The organism is Lentzea sp. NEAU-D7, assembly GCF_026242055.1.
Classification (GTDB): domain Bacteria; phylum Actinomycetota; class Actinomycetes; order Mycobacteriales; family Pseudonocardiaceae; genus Lentzea.
In genome coordinates this window covers 60432-74778 of record NZ_JAPJDL010000025.1, presented here as the reverse complement: position 1 = coordinate 74778, position 14347 = coordinate 60432, and the positions used below count along the sequence as shown (strand labels likewise).

Annotated in this window: 14 protein-coding genes; 5 read left to right on the top strand and 9 right to left on the bottom strand. The window is 69.9% G+C overall.

Features of this window, described 5'->3' with window-relative positions:
* Positions 1-230: 230 nt before the first annotated feature.
* Positions 231-1040 (top strand): AfsR/SARP family transcriptional regulator, encoded by an 810-nt coding sequence (locus ORI60_RS36910; RefSeq protein ID WP_266042652.1) that lies wholly within the window; start codon positions 231-233, stop codon positions 1038-1040.
* Here the strand turns inward: ORI60_RS36910 and ORI60_RS36905 are convergent.
* The 3 genes from ORI60_RS36905 to ORI60_RS36895 are packed head-to-tail and all read right to left on the bottom strand — an operon-like array spanning position 1001 to position 4515.
* Complete coding sequence (locus ORI60_RS36905) at positions 1001-1513, bottom strand: YceI family protein (RefSeq protein ID WP_266042651.1); 513 nt, start codon at positions 1511-1513, stop codon at positions 1001-1003. The genes ORI60_RS36910 and ORI60_RS36905 overlap by 40 nt on opposite strands.
* Before the next feature lie 25 nt (positions 1514-1538).
* Positions 1539-3371 (bottom strand): asparagine synthase (glutamine-hydrolyzing), encoded by a 1833-nt coding sequence (gene asnB / locus ORI60_RS36900; protein ID WP_266042650.1) that lies wholly within the window; start codon positions 3369-3371, stop codon positions 1539-1541.
* A gap of 10 nt (positions 3372-3381) precedes the next feature.
* Positions 3382-4515, bottom strand: coding sequence for a glycosyltransferase (locus ORI60_RS36895; RefSeq protein ID WP_266042649.1), 1134 nt, complete (start codon positions 4513-4515; stop codon positions 3382-3384).
* A 193-nt stretch (positions 4516-4708) separates the two neighbouring features.
* On the opposite strand from ORI60_RS36895, the gene ORI60_RS36890 reads away from it, so the two are divergent.
* Positions 4709-6175: an MFS transporter gene (locus ORI60_RS36890; protein ID WP_266042648.1), complete on the top strand. Its 1467-nt coding sequence runs from the start codon at positions 4709-4711 to the stop codon at positions 6173-6175.
* Positions 6176-6224: 49 nt separating this feature from the next.
* On the opposite strand, the gene ORI60_RS36885 is transcribed toward ORI60_RS36890, so the two are convergent.
* Positions 6225-6611: a VOC family protein gene (locus ORI60_RS36885; protein ID WP_266042647.1), complete on the bottom strand. Its 387-nt coding sequence runs from the start codon at positions 6609-6611 to the stop codon at positions 6225-6227.
* 151 nt (positions 6612-6762) lie between these two features.
* On the opposite strand from ORI60_RS36885, the gene ORI60_RS36880 reads away from it, so the two are divergent.
* Positions 6763-8163 (top strand): MFS transporter, encoded by a 1401-nt coding sequence (locus tag ORI60_RS36880; RefSeq protein WP_266042646.1) that lies wholly within the window; start codon positions 6763-6765, stop codon positions 8161-8163.
* On the opposite strand, the gene ORI60_RS36875 is transcribed toward ORI60_RS36880, so the two are convergent.
* From ORI60_RS36875 to ORI60_RS36855, 5 genes are read right to left on the bottom strand one after another with little or no spacing between them, the layout of a single operon-like run.
* Positions 8153-8659, bottom strand: a complete 507-nt coding sequence (locus tag ORI60_RS36875) for a GNAT family N-acetyltransferase (protein WP_266042645.1) — start codon at positions 8657-8659, stop codon at positions 8153-8155. The two genes, ORI60_RS36880 and ORI60_RS36875, sit on opposite strands and share 11 nt — an antisense overlap.
* 13 nt (positions 8660-8672) lie before the next feature.
* Entirely contained in the window at positions 8673-9161 is a 489-nt protein-coding gene (locus ORI60_RS36870; protein ID WP_266042644.1) for a DUF3224 domain-containing protein, read from the bottom strand.
* Positions 9161-10072 (bottom strand): LLM class flavin-dependent oxidoreductase, encoded by a 912-nt coding sequence (locus ORI60_RS36865; RefSeq protein ID WP_266042643.1) that lies wholly within the window; start codon positions 10070-10072, stop codon positions 9161-9163. The genes ORI60_RS36870 and ORI60_RS36865 overlap by 1 nt, the downstream gene beginning before the upstream one ends.
* A complete protein-coding gene (locus tag ORI60_RS36860; RefSeq protein WP_266042642.1) occupies positions 10069-10698 on the bottom strand; it encodes an antibiotic biosynthesis monooxygenase family protein in 630 nt (209 codons plus the stop codon). The genes ORI60_RS36865 and ORI60_RS36860 overlap by 4 nt, the downstream gene beginning before the upstream one ends.
* 21 nt (positions 10699-10719) lie before the next feature.
* The gene (locus ORI60_RS36855; RefSeq protein ID WP_266042641.1) at positions 10720-12018 is read right to left on the bottom strand and encodes an NDP-hexose 2,3-dehydratase family protein; all 1299 of its coding nucleotides are present in this window, start codon (positions 12016-12018) and stop codon (positions 10720-10722) included.
* A 292-nt stretch (positions 12019-12310) separates the two neighbouring features.
* Between ORI60_RS36855 and ORI60_RS36850 the strand changes: the two genes are divergently transcribed.
* On the top strand, positions 12311-13369 hold the full coding sequence (locus ORI60_RS36850; protein ID WP_266042640.1) for a glucose-1-phosphate thymidylyltransferase: 1059 nt from the start codon (positions 12311-12313) through the stop codon (positions 13367-13369).
* On the top strand, positions 13369-14343 hold the full coding sequence (rfbB, locus tag ORI60_RS36845; protein WP_266042639.1) for a dTDP-glucose 4,6-dehydratase: 975 nt from the start codon (positions 13369-13371) through the stop codon (positions 14341-14343). Before ORI60_RS36850 ends, rfbB begins: the two co-directional genes overlap by 1 nt.
* The last annotated feature ends 4 nt before the right edge of the window (positions 14344-14347 follow it).

Genomic DNA, 14347 nt, shown 5'->3' with positions numbered 1-14347 from the left:
CAGTGCCTGGGGGGTCTGGGGAATTATTGGGGCATCTGACCCCGACCAAGTGAATGTCGCCGGTCGTGCCGGTGCGCGCCACGCTGATCCCGTTCCAACGGCGGAACCGGTCGATCCCGTGCGCGCCGGCACGTTCACCGGCGCATCGCTTCGCTCTGCCTTTCACACACCTCAGTTCAGCCATGACAACACATGACTATCAGAAGAGGCTTGTCGTGAAATTTGGCATCTTGGGTCCGCTGACCATGCACGACAACGGGGTCTCCTACCTGCCGACCGCCCCGAAGCAACGGCAGCTGCTGGCCCTGTTCCTGCTCAACGCCAACAGGTTCGTCGCGATCGACGCCGCCGTCGAGGAACTTTGGGAGGGCAACCCGCCCCGCACGGTCATCCCGACGCTCCAGACATACGTGCTCCAGATCCGCCGTGCTTTAGCCGCGTCCCCCACACTCGGTTCCCTCACCGAGGCGCACAAGAGCCTGATCACCGGCAACCGCGGCTACTTCCTCATGGTGCCGCCGCACTCGCTCGACCTGATGGAGTGGGACCAGCTCGTCGCCGAGGGCCGGGAGGCCCAGCGGCGGGACGACGACGCCGACATGGCCAGGAAGTTCCGGCGGGCGCTGAGCCTGTGGCGCGGCCCCGCACTGGGGGACGTCCAGGCGGGGCCGTTGCTGCGGGCGCACGTCAACCGGTTCGAGGAGGCGCGGTTGTCGGTGACGGAACAGTGCTTCGAGGCCGAGCTGCGGCTCGGTTACCACCACGACATCCTCAGCGAGATCGGCGACGTCGCCGCGCAGCACCCGCTGAACGAGAACCTCCAGGCGATGTACATGCTCGCGCTGTACCGCGCCGGCCGGCAGGTTCGCGCCCTGGAGGTGTTCCGGCACCTGCGCCGCAGCGTCTCCGACGAGCTGGGCGTCGAGCCCTCGGCGCAGCTGCGCCGGTTGCACGAGGCCATCCTGTCCGCGGACGACAGGCTGGAGATGACCACGCACGATCAGCGGTTCGCCACGACGTCCAGGGTCAGCGTGAGATAACGGGCGGTCATGCCCTTGGCCTTGGTGACGCCGAAGGCGTACCGGTCGATCCGGGTCGTCGCGCGCGCGACCAGTTCCTGGTCGTCGCCGCCGACCCGGTGCAGCGCCAGGGAGATCGGCTGGGTCACACCGCGGACGGTCAGCGTGCCACGCAGGACGCGCTCGCCGTTCGCGGCCCGGTCGACCCGCTCACCGCGGAAGACGATCTCGGGATGCGCGTCCACGTCGAGGAAGTCGGCCGAGCACACGTGCGCGTCGCGCTCGGCGTTGGCGCTGTCGAAGCTGGCCGCGGCCACCACCGCGTCCACTGTGGACGCGGTGGCCGGCTCGGCGACCGAGATCTTGCCGTGGCCCACCCGGAACGTGCCGCGCACTCGCAGCAGCCCGTAGATCGCCCTGGTGGTGAACGAGATCACCGACCGGTCGGGGTCGATCAGGTACTCGCCCTTGGCCGGTTCGCCAGTGACTGACATCGGAACACCGTCCTCACCTCGGCCGTCAGTCCTCATCGGACAGAACGAGCCGCACGTCGTACTCGGTCATCCACGTGTTGAACTCGACCAGTCGTTCCAGCACGGCCCTGGCCGCCCAGGGCCCGCCCATCACGTAGGCGCCGTCCGGCCGCGCGAGCAGCCGGCGGATGCCCTCCTCGGACACGAGCTGGAGCACCGGCGAGTCGGGCGTGCAGAGCTCCTCCACCTGTTCGCGCAGCGCCACCTCGTACTTGTCGTCCTGTGTGGACGGGTACGGGTTCTTCTTGCGGTCGAGCACGCTGTCCGGCAGCACACCGCGCATGGCCGCTCGCAGCAGGCTCTTCTCCCTGCCGTCGAAGTTCTTCATCGCCCACGGCGTGTTGAAGACGTACTCGACGAGCCGGTGGTCGCAGAACGGCACCCGCACCTCCAGGCCGACGGCCATGCTGATCCGGTCCTTGCGGTCCAGCAGGAAGTTCTCCCACCGCGTGAGGTTCAGGTAACCGACCTCGCGCATCCGGGCCTCGGTCCCGGTCTCCCCCGCCAGCCTGGGCACCTCGGCCATCGCCTCGTCGTACCGGCGCCGGACGTACTCGCCCAGCCCGAGCCGGTCCCACAGGCCGACCTCCTCGAGCGCGCCGATCCCACCGGCCTTCTCGAACGGGTGGTGCCACGGGAAGGAGCCGTTGTTCACCGCCTCCTGGTCGTGGAACCAGGTGTAGCCGCCGAACAGCTCGTCGGCCGCCTCACCGGACAGCGCGACGGTCACCCGCTCGCGGACCGCGCGGCACAGCAGGTAGAGCGAGTACTCCATGTCGCCGGTGGAGATGGGCAGGTCCTGCGCGACGAGCGTCGCCCTGCGCACCGACGGGTCGAGGATGTCGTCGTTGTCGAGCATGATCGTGATGTGCTCGGCGCCGACGCGCTCCGCCACCTCGATCGCGAACGGCGTGTCCGGGTCCTCCCACTGGACGTTGGCCTCGAACCGGTCGTCGTGCCCGGTGAAGTCGACCGAGAACGCGGGCAGCTCCCCCGTCCTGCGGGCGGCCAGCGCGGTGACGGCGCTGGAGTCGAGCCCTCCGGACAGCAGGGTTCCCACGGGGACGTCCGCGAACAGCTGGCGTTCCACGATGTCCTCGAGCAACGTGCGGACGTTCGCGATCGTGGTGTCGAGGTCGTCGGTGTGCTCGCGGCTCTCCAGCCGCCAGTACCGGCGTTTCGTCAGCCCGTCGCGGCTGACGCGGACGACCGAGCCGGGGCGGACCTCGTACATGCCGCGGAAGATCGCGTGCCCCGGCGTCTTGACGATGGTGAACATCTCGCACAGGCCGTCGCGGTCGACCACGGCCTCGGCGTCGGGGTGCCGCAGGATCGCCTTGGGCTCCGAGCCGAACAGCACACCGCCGGCGGTCGGGTAGTAGTAGAGCGGCTTGATGCCGATCCGGTCGCGGACCAGCAGCAGCTCCTCGGTCCTGGTGTCCCAGATGGCGAACGCGTACATGCCGTTGAGCCGGTCGACGAAGTCCTCGCCCCACTCCAGATACGCGCGCAGCACCACCTCGGTGTCGCTCGTCGTGCCGAAGGAGTGGCCGAGCCCGCGCAGTTCGTCGCGCAGCTCGCGGAAGTTGTAGACCTCGCCGCTGTAGGTGATCACGGCCTCGTCGGCGGCCATCGGCTGCTGACCGGTCTCCAGGTCGATGATGGACAACCGGCGGTGGCCGAGCACGGCGTGCTCGCCGATCCACTCGCCCGACGCGTCCGGGCCGCGGCACGCCATGGTCTGCGTCAGGGCGTCCGCCAGCTCGCCCTGACCCGTCAGGTCCCGGCGGTAGTCGACCCATCCGGTGATTCCGCACATGTTCGAGCTCCTAGACGAGTTCCTCGACGACGGCGAGCACGTCGACGGGCAGGGGCTGGGAGCGGATCTCGTCGGCGACGACCCGCGCGCGTTCGGTGTACGACGGGTTCTCCAGCAGTTCCTGGCAACCGGAGACGACCGCGTCGAGCGTGTCCTCGCCGGGCATCAGCATGAGGGACGCGCCGAAGTCGGTGAGCCGTTGCGAGGGCGCGACGGACGAGGGCATGTTCGGGATGAGCAGCTGCGGCAGCCCGGCCGCCATGACGAGCAGCGACGTGCCGCCACCCGCGTGGTGCACGAACAGGTCGCACGTGCGCGCCACGACGTCGAGCGGGAGCCAGCCGGCGTGCACGTTGTCGAGCCCGGCGGTCAGGTCCCTGGCGACGTCCTCCGGCGCGGCGACGACGATCTCGGCGCCGAGCGGGGCGACCTTGCCCGCCAGGTCGCGCAGGAAGTCGAAGTACTGGTCCTTGGTGACGCGGCAGCCCGCGGTCACGCAGATCCGGCGACGCTCCGGCCTGGTGTACATCCACGGTTCGAGCGTCCTCTGTGGACTGGATGCGACGTACCGCATGTGCTGCAGGTTGGCCGGTGCCGGACCGGGCGGCAGCAGGCTCGGCGGGCAGAGCTCGACGTGCAGGTCCGCGACCGGGAACCCGTCCAGCCCGAGTTCGCGGAACTCCGGCTCCAGTTCCTCGGCGGCGCCCAGGTCGGCCTCCGGCGGCTCGCCGCTGTCCCAGGTGTGCCGCACGTACGGCACGCCGAGCCGCTTGGCGAGCAACGGCGCGACGAACGCGAGCTGACCGCCCACGACGAGGTCCGGCCGCCACGACCGGGCCAGGTCGAGCAGCGGTTCCATGCTCGCGCGGGCCAGCCGGCCGAAGCCGCGGCCGATGAAGAGCTTCCAGTCCTCGGGGTCCGGCGGCCATTCCAGAGAATTGCCGTGCTTGTCGTTGGTGAAGAAGTCGAGCATCGTCAGCGGACTCACCGACAACGCGGGCAGACCGGCGCCGGATATCGACGAAGTGATTCCTTCGGTCCCCGCCATCAACACCTCGTGGCCCGCGTTGCGTGCGGCGGTCGCCAGCGGTACCAGCGGGAAAACCGTTGCCGGACTTCCTCCGGCGAGGAACAGAATTCGCATGAGACCCACGCTAACGGGCTGACTTCGGGGCGAGATCGAGGCGAACAAAAGCCCGCACAGTGGTTGCATAAAGGCGCTTGAACGGCGCGGCCAGCCGCGTTAGCTTGAGGACGCCGGCCACAATTCCGGCCCTGAATTCCACCGTCTTCGCCGAATTCACGGCGGGCGTTTTCCTCCTGCCTAGGAGAGCTGTATGAGTGCTGTTCCCGACACGTTGACCAGGCGGTCGAGCCCCGCTCTCACCCTGGCGGTCGTGCTCGTGGGTGTGTTCGCCGTGGCGATGTCGATCTCGGGTGCCGGTGTCGCGGTGCCGCAGATCGGCGCCGAGCTCGACGCCAGCGGCGCCGCGCTGCAGTGGGTGATCTCCGCGTACAACCTCGCGCTGTCCGCGTTCACCCTGGTGTGCGGGTCGCTGTCGGACCTGTTCGGCCGCAAGCGGGTGTTCGTGCTCACGACGACGTTGTTCGCCGGCGGCTCGCTGGTGTGCGCGCTGGCGCAGGACATCGTGGTGCTGGACCTCGCGCGGGCGGTGGCCGGCATCGGCGCGGGCGGCGTGATGGCCAGTGGTGGCGCGATCCTCGCCGTCACGTTCGACGGCAGCGCCAGGACGAAGGCGTTCGCGGCCATGGGAACCACGGGCGGCGCGGGCGTGGTGACCGGCCCGTTCCTGTCCGGGTGGCTCGTCACCGAGCTGGGCTGGCGTGCCAGTTTCGTGTCCTACGTGGTCATCGGCGCGGCGATCCTGCTGGGCACGTTGTTCGTGGCCGAGTCGCGGTCGGCGGAACGGCCGAAGGTGGACCGGGCGGGCGTGGTCACGTTCGTGCTCGGTCTCGGCCTGCTGATGTTCGGCCTGATCCAGAGTCCGCAGGGCGGCTGGGGCGGCACGTTCGGGCTCGTCGCGGGTGTGGTGCTGCTGCTGGTGTTCGTGGTGGTCGAGCGCAGGCAGGCGTTCCCGGTGCTCGACCTCTCCCTGGTGCGCAACGCGAAGTTCATCGGCTGGTGCCTGGGAACGGTGTCCACGTCGGTCGGCTTCGTCGGCATCCTGGTGTTCCTGCCCACCTACTTCCAGGGCGTGGACGGTGCCACCGCGCAGGAGGCGGGCCTGACCATGCTGATGCTCACGCTGCCGATCCTGGTGATCCCGATGGCCGGTGGCTGGCTCGTGAACCGCGGCGTGTCCGCGCGGTGGCTGATGACCTCCGCGCTGCTGCTGGTGGCGGGCGGCAACGCGTGGCTGACTGTGCTGCGTCCCGGTATCGGCGTGAGCGAGCTGATCGGGCCGCTGCTGTCGGTGGGCATCGGGCTGGGCATCTCCTTCGGCATCACCGACGCGCAGGCGATGAACCAGGTCGACCCGGCCCGGCTGGGCATGGCCGCGGGCTTCCTCAACACGATCCGCAACGCCGGTGAGGCACTGGTGATCGCCGTGTTCGGCACCGCGCTCATCGCGTTGATCCAGGCAAGGGTCGGCTCCGCCGAGCTGGCCAACGACGTCGCCGCCGGCGAGCTCACCGGCGGGGACCCCGCGGTGCTGGCCGAGCAGTTCACCGACGCCTGGCGGGTGGCGCTGTGGATCGTCGCCGGCATCTGCCTGGTCGCGGCGGTCGTGGTGCACGCGCTGCTGGGGACGCGCAGGACCGTTGCGCGCGAACGGGTCTGACACGCGGAAGGGACGGGGCCGGCAGCCGGCCTCGTCCCTTCCGCCGTGCTCAGGCCGGCAGGGTGGCGTAGACGTCGACCTCGTTGCCGTCCGGGTCGCTCACCGAGGCGTAGCGCTGGCCCCAGAAGGCGTCCCACGGCTGCCTGGTGACCACCGCGCCGCCCGCGGCGAGCTCCGCCACGACCTCGTCGACGGCGTCGGGGCTGTCGACCTGGAACGCCAGGCTGACGCGGGGGCTGCCGGTCGCGCGGGTCCAGTCCGGCGTGAAGGACCTGACCGCCGCCTCGGTGTCGAGGGTCAGCTTCACCGCCCCCGTCAGCTCGCACTCCCGGTGGTCGTCGTCATCGCCGAACTTCAGGCCCAGTCGCTCGTAGAACGCCGTGGCCGCTGCCATGTCGGCGACGACGAGGCCGATGGTGGTGAACGTCGGTGTCATGGTCACGACGCTAGGGCCGGTGGACAGTGGCTTGATCGAGGCTCGATGAAGACTTGACCTGAACAAAGGTTGAGGTTGCACGCTGGAGTGGCCGCGGGCGCGTCACCAGCGCCCGCAAGCCCAGGCACTACCGCGTTGAACAAGGGGAATCGTGCGAAACAACCCGGCAGTCGTCCTCGTGGCCGTCCTGCTCTCCAGCCTCTCGCTACCGATCACGCTCACCGGCGCGTCGGTGGCGCTGCCCGACATCGCCACCGACCTCAACGCCGACCTGCCCGCCGTGCAGTGGGTCGTGAACGGCTACATCGCCTGCTTCGCGAGCTTCATGCTGGCCACCGGGTCGATGGCCGACATGTTCGGCCGCCGGCGGGTGTTCGCCACCGGTGTCTCCATCTTCGCCGCCGGCGGCGTGCTGAGCGCGCTGTCGTGGAACGTCGTCATGCTCGACGTCCTGCGCGTGCTCGCCGGCATCGGCGCGGCCGCCGCGGCCGCCAGCTCGGCCGCCATCCTCGCGTCCGCCTTCACCGGCAGGGCCCGGATCCGGGCGTTCAGCTACTTCGGCACGGCGCTGGGCGTGGGCCTCGCGTTCGGGCCGACCGTCGCCGGACTGCTCGTCGAGGGCTTCGGCTGGCGGGCCGTGTTCGCCGGGCCCGCGCTCGCGTGCGTCGTCGTGCTCTGCCTCGTGCCGATGCTGCCGGAGTCGAAGGAACCGGGCTCCCGCAAGGTCGACTGGGCCGGGACGGCGACGTTCACGCTCGCGTTGCTGCTGCTGATCGCCGCGTTCGTGCAGGGACCGGCGTGGGGCTGGGCGTCGCCCGCGGTGCTCGTCGCGTTCGCCGGGTCGGTCGTGCTGCTGGTGGCGTTCGTCGTCGTGGAACGGCGCCAGGCCCAGCCGATGTTCGACCTCGCCCTGCTGCGCAACGGCAAGTTCATCGGGATCTCGCTGGCCGGCGCGATGATCGTGTCGGTGCCGTTGCCGCTGATCGTGTACCTGCCGTCGTACTTCACCAAGGTGCTGGGCATGTCCACCGGTGAGGCGGGCGTCGTGCTGGTGCTGCTGACCGGGCTGACGCTGCTGCTGCCGCCGGTGGCACCGCTGGTCACCAAGGTCGTTCCCCCGCAGGGCGTCGTGGTGCTGGCGGTCGCCCTGGTCGGCGTCGGCGCGGCCTGGCTGACGGTGATCGGGCCGGGATCGTCGGTGCTGTCGATCGCGGGACCGCTGCTCACCATCGGCGCCGGGTTCGGGATCTCGACCGGGCTGATCGACGGGGTCGCGATCGGCAGCGTGGATCCCGCCCGCGCCGGGACCGGCGCCGGGATGTTCAACACGGTGCGCCTCGCGCTGGAGACCATCGCCATCGCCATCGCGGGTGCCGTGCTGGCCACGATGACCGGCGGCAGGCTCGCCGAACCCGGTTACACCAACGGCCTGCACGTCGTGCTGTGGTGGATGGCCGGTCTCGCCGGGGTTCTGGCGCTGGTACTGGTGAAGGTGCTGCTGCGCCGCAGTGACGACGCGGCACAGCAGCACCCGGAACGCTCTACGGTGTGACGAGCACCCGCTCGCGGGTTTCGGTCTTGAACAACCGGAACCCGCGAGCTTCGTAGCTGGCCTTCGCGTGCGGGTGGTCGTGCGAGGACGTCCGCAGCCACACCCTGGTGGCGCCCGCCTCCCACGCCGTCCGCGTGACGACGGTCAGGAAGTGGCCGCCCAGCCCGCGCCCCGTGAACTCCGGTGCGAGGCCGAAGAAGTCGATCTCGACGTCCCCGCCGGGGTCGAAGCACAGCAACGCGAACCCGGCGTCGGCGCCACCGACCCGCGGCACCCACGTCCGCACCCCCGGCCGGTCCAGGGACTCCCGCCACTTCTCCGCCGTCCAGGCCAGCGACATCCAGCCGTACGGGCCGGCCACGCGGTCGTGGACGGCCCTGATCGTGTCCACATCGGACACCTCGCGCAGCTCGACCTCGGCGCCGCGGTCCCGCGCCGGGCGCAGTTCCTCCAGCGACTTCATCTCCAGGTAGCTGACGACGTCCTCGACGAGCACGTGTCCTCCGCTCTCACTCGAAGTAGTAACCGAGGCGGTACCGGGCGACGAACTCCTCGCCGATCTTCTCGGCCGTCTCGGTGCCCTTGCCCCGCAGGCCCTTCAGCTCACCGCTGCCCGAGCCCGGCACGATCGTCCAGACGCTCGACACGTTCTTCCCGTCGAACGAACCCGCCGTCTCGATGACGAACCCGCCGGACCTGCCGGCCAGCGTGCCCTGCACGTGGATGAACCCGGTGTCGCGGGTGGACCCGTCGGCGCGGCTGAACAGCTCCGCCTCGGCGGTGGCGTGCCCCTGGATGTCCCCGTGGAAGCGGTCCACGATGCTGAGGTGGCTCAGGCTCGCGCCGTCCGGCAGCTGCTTGTACGGGGTGCTCGTGTAGCTGGTGACGTCGAAGCCGCCCTCCGCGTACCGGACGGCCGGGCCGCCCGCAGCGGCGGATCCGGACAGGGTGAGCATGATCGCCACCGGCACCAGCGCCAGGGACCTCGTCGCGCGCATCAGGACTCCTCGCCTTCCTGCAGCAGGGACTTGGCCTCGGCGAGCAGTTCGCACTGCCGCCGCCACGAACCGCCGAACGGCACCAGGACCGCGTGCTCGGCGCCGAGCTCGGCGTGCTCGGCCAGCCGTTCGGCGACCTCGGCGGGCTTGCCGCCGAGCACGACCGCGTCGGCGTGGTCACGGGGGAAGCCGAACCCGCCGGCGCACAGGTCGACCAGTGCCTCCCGGCTCATCCCGCCGACGTGCGCGTCGAGCGTGGCGAAGATGGACACGCCGGTGCGGACGGCGGGGCGGCCCGCCTGCCCGGCCAGCTCGCGCAGGGTGGCCTGCCCGGCCCTGATCTGGTCCGGGGTGACCGCCGCGGGCAGCCAGCCGTCACCGAAGGCGGCGGCGCGTGTCAACGCGGCCGGCGAGCCACCGCCCACCCACACCGGGGGCATGGGCGCCGCCGGGGTGAGCGTGACCGGGGCGCCGTCCACGTCCGGCAGCGCGACCGTCTCCCCCGCCAGCAGGGCGGGCAGGACGCGCAGCGCGTCGTCGGTCCGCCTGCCGCGGTCAGCGAGGGACATCCCGGCGGACGCCCACTCCTCGTGCGGGTGGCCACCGACGCCGACACCGAGGTTGACGCGGTTGTGCGAGATGGTCTGCAGGGTCCCGACCTGCTTGGCGATCCACGCCAGGCGGCGCAGCGCCAGCTGCAGGACGGCGAACCCGACCTCGATCCGCTCGGTGACGGCGGCGGCCGCGGTGAGCGTCAGCACGCTGTCGAGGATCGGGGTGTCCCAGGCGAGGTGGTCGCTGACCCAGAACGAGTCCAGGCCGAGGTCCTCGACGAACCGCGCGACCGCGACGGGATCGGCGACCGTGCCGTCGTCCTCGGTGAACGTGGTGTGGCTGACGCCGACCTTCACTTGTCCCCCCGCACGACGCACTCGTGGTTCTCGATCTCGATCTTGTCGTTGACCTGGGCGAAGATCGCGGTCAGCTCGTCCAGCCCGTCGAGTGCGCGGTAGGCCTCGACGTCGGTCCACTCGGCGATGCTGAAGTACACGTCCGGCTCGGTCGTCGAGCGGACCAGCTTGTGCCGGATGTGCCCCGGCTGACGGGCCATGTAGTCGCTGCCCTCGCGGTACACCCGCTCGTACTCCTCGGCGGGAAGGCCGGTGACGGTGATCCGGTTGACGCACACCATCGCGCCGGTCGGGTGGTCGGGCAGGGTGTTCTCCGCGTACACCACCTCGGGCTTGTGGTGCTCGACCGCGATCTTGTCACCGTCCGCCGCGTCCGGGTCGTTCAGCGAGATCACCTGGTCGAAGATCGCGACGAGCTCGTCGATGCCCGCCAGCGCGGTGTAGTGCTCGACGCTCTCCCACAACGCGACGGCGAAGTACGTGCCGGGGTGGTTCTCCGAACGCAGGAACAGCTGGCTGATGTGGCCGGGCCGGGTGGCCATGTAGTCGCTGGCCTGCTTGTAGACCCGCTCGTACTCGTCGACCGGGCAGCCGGTCACGGTCACTTTGTTCAGGCTGATCATCATGGTGTTTCCTCGAGTGGGTTTTTAGGTGAAGAGCAGGCAGGCCAGCAGGTTGCGCGCCTCGACGTTGACGTAGTTGCCGTACCGGGCCAGCTCGGCGAGCTGCGACAGGGTCATCCAGGCGAAGTCGGGGCCGGTCTCCGCGGGGAAGTCCGGACCCGCCTCGACGAGGAGGTAGCGGTTCTCCGCCTGGTAGAACCGGCCGCCCTCCTCGGAGTGCAGCGCGTCGAACAGGACCCGCTCGCGACCGGCGGACAGCACGTGGTCCAGAAAGGACGGTCGCCGGTCCGGCGGGGTGTCCTCGTAGTTGCCCGGCGCGCACTGCACGGTCGGCGCCATCTCGACCACGTCGTGCGTGCCGGCCTGGGTGTGGGCGTGCACGAGGACGCGGGGCTCGTCGCCGTCGTGCCGCGTCACGAACGCGACCACGCCGGGGTGGCGCGGTTCGATCATCGGCTGGGACCAGCCGGCGACCTCCCGGCCGGCGCCCTCCACGTCCACGCCGACGATGGCGAAGTAGGCGTCGTTCTCGTGGACGATCCGCTCCGGCGAGATGATCCAGTTCTTCACGTTCGTCAGCGGGATGCGCTGGCGGGTGAGCTGGTAGCGCGACTTGGCCTCGGTGAACCAGCTCAGCAGCTCCGACAGCTGGTCGCGGTCGACGGCGGCGTCGCGGCCCCAGTGGGTCTCGGCGAGCGGCCATCCGGCGAGGACGGTGCGCGAGTCCATGTTGACGACGTGGTCCCAGCGCAACAGCTCACCGAGCTGCGCCGCCGTGAGCCAGCAGAAGTCCTCCAGGACCTCGACGTCTTCGGTGACCTCGATGATCATGTTGCGGTTGCGCTTGTGCAGGAACCACGAACCCTGTTCGGACTGCAGCACGTCGGACAGGATCCGGCCGCGCCGGGGCGCCTGGAAGTACTCCAGGTACGGAACCGCTTTGCCCTTGTGCACCCGCGTGTAGTTGCTGCGGGTGGCCTGCACGGTCGGGGAGAGCTGCAGCAGCCCGATGTTCCCCGGTTCGACCTTCGCCTGCATCAGGAAGTGCGGGACGCCGTGGAACCGCTTCACCAGGATGCCGAGGATTCCGGACTCCGGCTGGATGATGATGGGCTGGGTCCACGAGCTGACGGGCGCGTGGTCGGTGCTGATCTCCAGTCCGTCCACCGCGAAGAACTTCCCGCTGTGGTGCTGGATCGTGCCCGTCCCCTGCTGGATCTGCCAGCCGTCGAGCTGGTCCAGACGGGCGCGGGTCACCGAACAGGCGCTCGCCGCCCTGCGCTCGGCGAACCATTCGTGGAAATCCGCTATTCGCTGGAACACAAGGTTTTCCTCCGTCAGATCGGCTACTCGACGGCACGCCGGGGCGGCCGCGACCACGTGTCTCCCAGCATCGGCCACACAGTTAGTGGGACGAGAACGAGTTGCTAGAGGCGACCTAGTGGCGTGGCCCGGAAAACCGCCGCTGTGTTCGTGGCGGGACGGGCACGTGGTCGTGGGTTCCGATTCCCCGGCCGTTTTCCTGGCGAGCCTTTAAGTCGCCTCGAACTGCCCGCGTTGCGCCTCGTGCATCGTGAGTCGCGGTAACCACATGCGAAGAGCGAAAGGGTCACCGATGAAAGCGCTGGTGCTGTCCGGAGGGTTGGGCACGCGACTGCGACCGTTCACCCACTCCATGGCCAAGCAGCTGGTCCCGGTCGCCAACAAACCGGTTCTCCAGCACTGTCTAGAGAACATCCGGCAGATCGGCGTCGAGGAGGTCGGCGTGGTCGTCGGCGACCGGGCCGCCGACATCCGTGCCGCCATCGGCGACGGCTCCGAACTGGGTCTGCGCGTGACGTACATCCACCAGGAACAACCGCTCGGCCTCGCGCACTGCGTCCAGGTCGCCCAGGACTTCCTCGGGGACGACGACTTCGTGATGTACCTGGGCGACAACGTGCTCGCCGACGGGATCACCGCCGCGGCGGCCGCGTTCGAGCAGCGCCGGCCCGACGCGCAGCTGCTCGTGGTGAAGGTTCCGGACCCGCGCCAGTACGGCGTCGCCGTGATCGACCGCGACCACGTGGTCCGCGCGCTGGCCGAGAAACCGGCCGTGCCCCGCAGCGACCTGGCGATCGTCGGCGTGTACTTCTTCACCTCCGCCATCCACGACGCCGTGCGCGACCTGCCCCCGAGCGCGCGTGGCGAGCTGGAGATCACCGACGCCGTCCAGGTCATGGTGGACGGCGGAAAGCTGGTGACCGCAGAGGAGTACGCCGGCTACTGGAAGGACACCGGCAGCGTCGACGAGCTGCTGGAGTGCAACCGCGCGCTGCTGGAGCGGATCACGCCCGCCGTGCACGGCGACGTCGACGCCGAGTCCACGACGTTCGGCACCGTGGTGGTCGAGGCCGGCGCCGTGGTGACCCGGTCGCGGCTGGTCGGTCCGCTGGTGGTGGGCGCGGGCAGCGTCGTCACCGGCAGCTACCTCGGCCCGTCGACCTCCGTGGGCACCGGGTGCGTGGTGACCGACTCGCACGTCGAGGACTCGATCCTGCTGGAGGGTTCGGACGTCAACGGCGTGCGGGAGCTCCGCGGCTCGATCATCGGCAGGTGGGCGAAGGTGTCGGCCACCGGCGAGCAGCACAGCCTCGTCATCGGGGACCACGCCTCCGCCGAGGTGGCGGCCTGATGCGGATCCTGGTCACGGGTGCCGCCGGCTTCATCGGCTCGCACTACGTGCGCACCCTGCTCGACGACGGCTACCCCGGCTGCGAGGGCGCCGAGGTCACCGTCGTGGACAAGCTGACCTACGCCGGCTCCACCACCAACCTGCCGATGGACCACCCGCGGCTCACGTTCGTCGTCGGGGACATCTGCGACGGCCCGGTGCTCGCCCGCGTGATGGCGGGCCACGAAGCCGTCGTCCACTTCGCGGCCGAGTCGCATGTGGACCGTTCGATCGACGGGCCGCTGGCGTTCATGCGGACCAACGTGGAAGGCACGCAAAGCGTGCTGACGGCGGCGAAGGAAGCCGGCGTGCGGACGGTCGTGCACGTGTCCACGGACGAGGTGTACGGCTCGATCGGCACCGGCCGCTGGACCGAGGCAGAGCCGGTGGCCCCCAACTCGCCGTACGCCGCCTCGAAGGCGGCCTCCGACCTGGTGGCGCTGGCGTACTGGCGGACCCACGGGCTCGACGTGCGGATCACCCGCTGCTCCAACAACTACGGGCCGTACCAGCACGTCGAGAAGCTCATCCCCCGGTTCGTCACCAACCTGCTCTCCGGTGAGCCCGTGCCGCTGTACGGCGAGGGCGTGAACGTCCGCGAGTGGCTGCACGTCGACGACCACTGCCGGGCCGTCCACCTGGTGCTCACGAACGGACGCGCGGGCGAGGTCTACAACGTGGGCGGTGGCACCGAGTTGTCGAACAAGGAGATGACCGCGCGGCTGCTCGACCTGTGCGGCGCGGACTGGCGGATGGTGCGGCACGTCGAGGACCGCCTGGGCCACGACCTGCGCTACGCCATCGACGACTCGAAGATCCGGTCGGAGCTGGGATACGCCCCCCGATGGTCATTCGACGACGGACTGAGCGGTGTCGTCCGGTGGTACCGGGAGAACCCGGGCTGGTGGCAGCCGCTCCTGCGGACAACAAGGTGATCAA

Excerpts from the sequence above, each read along its gene's own strand:
- ORI60_RS36905 (WP_266042651.1), bottom strand. The coding sequence starts at position 1,513 with ATGTCAGTCACTGGCGAACCGGCCAAGGGCGAGTACCTGATCGACCCC.
- asnB (WP_266042650.1), bottom strand. The coding sequence starts at position 3,371 with ATGTGCGGAATCACCGGATGGGTCGACTACCGCCGGGACCTGACGGGT.
- ORI60_RS36895 (WP_266042649.1), bottom strand. The coding sequence starts at position 4,515 with ATGCGAATTCTGTTCCTCGCCGGAGGAAGTCCGGCAACGGTTTTCCCG.
- ORI60_RS36890 (WP_266042648.1), top strand. The coding sequence starts at position 4,709 with ATGAGTGCTGTTCCCGACACGTTGACCAGGCGGTCGAGCCCCGCTCTC.
- ORI60_RS36885 (WP_266042647.1), bottom strand. The coding sequence starts at position 6,611 with ATGACACCGACGTTCACCACCATCGGCCTCGTCGTCGCCGACATGGCA.
- ORI60_RS36870 (WP_266042644.1), bottom strand. The coding sequence starts at position 9,161 with ATGCGCGCGACGAGGTCCCTGGCGCTGGTGCCGGTGGCGATCATGCTC.
- ORI60_RS36860 (WP_266042642.1), bottom strand. The coding sequence starts at position 10,698 with ATGATGATCAGCCTGAACAAAGTGACCGTGACCGGCTGCCCGGTCGAC.
- ORI60_RS36850 (WP_266042640.1), top strand. The coding sequence starts at position 12,311 with ATGAAAGCGCTGGTGCTGTCCGGAGGGTTGGGCACGCGACTGCGACCG.
- rfbB (WP_266042639.1), top strand. The coding sequence starts at position 13,369 with ATGCGGATCCTGGTCACGGGTGCCGCCGGCTTCATCGGCTCGCACTAC.